General features: G+C 70.6%; 3 protein-coding genes. 2 read left to right on the top strand and 1 reads right to left on the bottom strand.

Features of this window, described 5'->3' with window-relative positions; all coding sequences use genetic code 11:
• The first annotated feature begins 319 nt into the window (after positions 1–319).
• Entirely contained in the window at positions 320–1336 is a 1017-nt protein-coding gene (gene trpS, locus ACWD4B_RS35490) for a tryptophan--tRNA ligase (protein ID WP_451424635.1), read from the top strand.
• Between the two features lie 70 nt (positions 1337–1406).
• Here trpS and proC read toward each other — a convergent pair whose 3' ends face one another.
• Positions 1407–2306: a pyrroline-5-carboxylate reductase gene (proC, locus tag ACWD4B_RS35485; protein WP_451424634.1), complete on the bottom strand. Its 900-nt coding sequence runs from the start codon at positions 2304–2306 to the stop codon at positions 1407–1409.
• Between the two features lie 193 nt (positions 2307–2499).
• Here proC and ACWD4B_RS35480 point away from each other — a divergent pair, with 193 nt between their 5' ends.
• Complete coding sequence (locus ACWD4B_RS35480; RefSeq protein WP_451424633.1) at positions 2500–3567, top strand: hypothetical protein; 1068 nt, start codon at positions 2500–2502, stop codon at positions 3565–3567.
• The last annotated feature ends 71 nt before the right edge of the window (positions 3568–3638 follow it).

The raw sequence follows: 3638 nt of genomic DNA, 5'->3' as shown, positions 1-3638 counted from the left end.
AATCCATCCCGTTCAAGGGCCGTACAAGTGGTGGATCGCCGCCGATGCGGCTCGAACCGCTGCCCCGGCTTCCTTGCGGACCCCGTGGCAACTCGAAGAACTCTACACGAGCCTGTACGCGCCATCAAACCGGTGGCGCAAGGGGGTTTGCCGGGCGTACTGTCGCCGCATGACCATGCATGCCCGTCCCCAGCTGTGGTGGCCCGCCTGACGGCGGCCCACCCCCTGTGCGCGTACTCGCATGCACCCAACGGCCGCCGCCTCGGCGGCCGTTTTTGCTGTCCGTGGCGGTGGTCCCGTCCACCAGGAGACAGCACCCATGACGACCACCCCGAAGTCCACCCGCATCTTCAGCGGCGTCAAGCCGACCGGCCACCTGACCCTGGGCAACTACCTGGGCGCCGTCCGGCAGTGGGTCGAGACGGACCAGCACCGGGCCGACGCCCTCTTCTGCGTCGTGGACCTGCACGCGCTGACCGTCGAGCACGACCCCGCCCGCGTGCGGCGGCTGAGCCGGCAGGCGGCGACGCTGTTCCTGGCGGCGGGGCTGGATCCGGAGCTCTGCACGCTCTTCGTGCAGAGCCATGTGGACGAGCACACCCGGCTGTCGTATCTCCTCGAGTGCACCGCCACCGACGGCGAGATGCGCCGGATGATCCAGTACAAGGAGAAATCGGCGCGCGAGCGGGAGTCGGGCGGGAGCGTGCGACTGTCCCTGCTGACGTATCCCGTGCTGATGGCCGCGGACATCCTGGCCTACGGAGCCGACGAGGTCCCGGTGGGCGAGGACCAGGCCCAGCACGTGGAGCTCACCAGAGACCTGGCCGTGCGCTTCAACCAGCGGTACGGCCACACCTTCACCGTCCCGAAGGCGGTGCTCCCGACCGTGGCGGCGCGGGTCATGGACCTCCAGGACCCCACCTCCAAGATGGGGAAGTCGCATGCGGAGACGGCAGGCATCGTCTATCTCCTCGACGAGCCCGACGTCGTGCGCAGGAAGATCATGCGCGCGGTGACGGACAGCGGGACCGATGTCGCGTACGACCGCGAGGCGCGCCCCGGCGTGGCGAACCTGCTGGAGATCCTTGCCGCCTGCACGGGCGGCGAGCCGGAGCACCTCGCCGCCGGCTACGACTCGTACGGCGCGCTGAAGAAGGACACCGCCGAGGCGGTCCTCGACGTGCTGCGCCCGCTGCAGCAGCGGCACGCAGCACTGACCGCCGACCCGGCATACGTCGACGGTGTGCTGCGCGAGGGTGCCGAGCGCGCGCGGGCGCTGGCACGTCCGACCGTCGACGCGGCGTACCGGGCGATCGGGCTGCTTCCGTCCGTCTGAAACGACAGCGGCAGTGACAGCGGCAGTAACAGTGACAGCGAAAGCGGAGTACAGAGCGAGCGGCGGCGTGTCAGCCGTTGCCGGAGGCCAGCTCGCGGCTGCGGTCGCGGGCGGCTTCCAGCGCGGCGAGGAGGGCGTGCCGCACGCCGTGCTTCTCCAGCTCGCGGATGGCGCTGATGGTGGTGCCGGCCGGTGAGGTGACGGCCTCGCGGAGCTTGACGGGGTGCTCACCGCTGTCGCGCAGCATGACGGCGGCGCCGATGGCGGCCTGCACGATCAGGTCGTGCGCCTTGTCGCGCGGCAGTCCGAGCAGGATGCCGGCGTCCGTCATGGCCTCGACGAGGTAGTAGAAGTAGGCGGGGCCCGAGCCGGAGAGTGCGGTGGCCGCGTCCTGCTGGGACTCGGGGACGCGCAGGGTCTTGCCGACCGGCTTGAAGATGGCCTCGGCGCGGAGCAGGTGCTCCTCGGAGGCGTGCGAGCCTGCCGAGATGACGGACATGCCCTCGTCGACCAGAACAGGGGTGTTCGGCATGACGCGGACGACCGGGGTGCCGGCCGGGAGCCGCTCTTCGAAGAAGGCGGTGGGAACGCCGGCCGCCGCGCTGATGATCAGCCGGTCGGCGGGCAGGTGCGGGGCGAGCTCGTCGAGGAGCACTGCCATGTCCTGCGGCTTGACGGCGAGGATCAGGGTGTCGGCGGCCTTGGCGGCGTCGATGTTGCTGACGGTCTCCACGCCGTAGCGGGCGCGGAGCGCCTCGGCGCGCTCGGGGCGGCGGGCGGTGCACAACAGGCCAGCGGGCGACCAGCCGGCCCGGATCATGCCGCTGAGCAGCGCCTCGCCGATCTTTCCGGTTCCGAGAACGGCGACGGTCTGCGTCTGGGTCCGGGACTGCGGCACGTGCGACGGCACGGGGCTCACCTCTTCGCTGCGCTGGGCTTCGGGGGGCTCTGCGGCCTTTGGGGCGTACATCCTGCCACCTCGGCAGGGGCCGTGCGCTGTTTACCTCGCGGAAACAGATCAACTTCCCAATCACCAGCGGGATTTGGACAGGTTGTGGTCAAGTGTTGGCAGCCCGATCCTCCGCCAGCCACGCGAGCCTGCGTCCCGTCCTCCTCCTGCCCTTCTTCTCACTCCGCACCTCGCCGCGCGCTGGAGGCGTCTCATGCAGCAGCCCCTGCTCAGCCCTGTCCGAAAGACAGCTCGCCGCATCTGCTGCTCCCGCACGACCGGTATACGAACCGGCCTGACTGGTCTGACCAGCCTGGTCGTCGCCTGGCTGCCGCGTATCGGACGCCGTTTCCGGACGGTCTCCGTCACCGTCACGCAGGGCATGCTTGCGGGCATCGGCATCGTCCTGGTCGCCGGGCAGCTGCACGCGCTCGTCGACGCGAACGCTGGCGCCGCCCCCGCTCCGGCAGACGGTCTCGAGAAGCTCGGCGGGTTCGCGACGCTGCTGGTCGACGCGATCGTCTCGCCGGGCGCGCCGACCGCCGTAGCGGTCGGCATCGGCACGACGGCCGTCCTGGTGCTGTGGCCCCGCCTGCGGCGGGCGGCCCGCGTGGTGCCTGCCCCGCTCGTCGCCTTCGCGCTCGCCAGCGCCGTCGTGACCGCCCTGCATCTGCCCATGGCCCGGATCCGGGTGCGCGGCCTGGTCGATCTCCTGCAGCCGCCGGGCGGCGGCGACTTCGCGCGGCTGGGCGAGTTCGGGGTGATCGGGGCCGTACTCGCCTTCGCGCTCGTCGCCACGGCGAAGGCCTCCCGCATGCGGGAGGGCCTCTGGTGGATCGTCGTCGCGGCCCTGCTGCCGTGGGTCCTGGACCTGATTCCGGTGGCGGCCCTCGCCGGCGCCCTCGTCCCCGCGGGCTGGAGGCTGCGGCGCGAAGAGCACGGCAAGGTCGCGGTGTTGCTGGTGACCGCCGGGGCGATCGTGGTGACGAACCTCTTCGACGGCGTGGTCGCCGGTCTGCTGACGGCCGCGATGATGGCTGCGGTGACGGCCGCGTGGGAGATCTCGCACGACCTGTTCTTTGAGGCGTGCCGCGGGACGTCCTGTCAGCGACAGCGGCCTCGACGCATCGTTCCGGTGCACGAACTGGACGAGCCCGCGACACCAACTGCCGTACGGGCTCCGGTGTCCGGCCCACGACCCGATGCGGTAGGCCACGGCCCAGAGCCCGCGGCGTTGTTTCTCGAATTCCGCGAGGGTTGCCATAACGCAAAAATGCCGTAGGCCCCGGTCAAAGACCAGGGCCTACGGCTATCACAATTAGTTCGGCGGCGTCCTACTCTCCCACACGGTCC

Source organism: Streptomyces sp. NPDC002536, assembly GCF_053594995.1.
The sequence above is the reverse complement of the archived record's forward strand: the minus strand, read 5'-3'. Positions and strand labels throughout refer to the sequence as shown.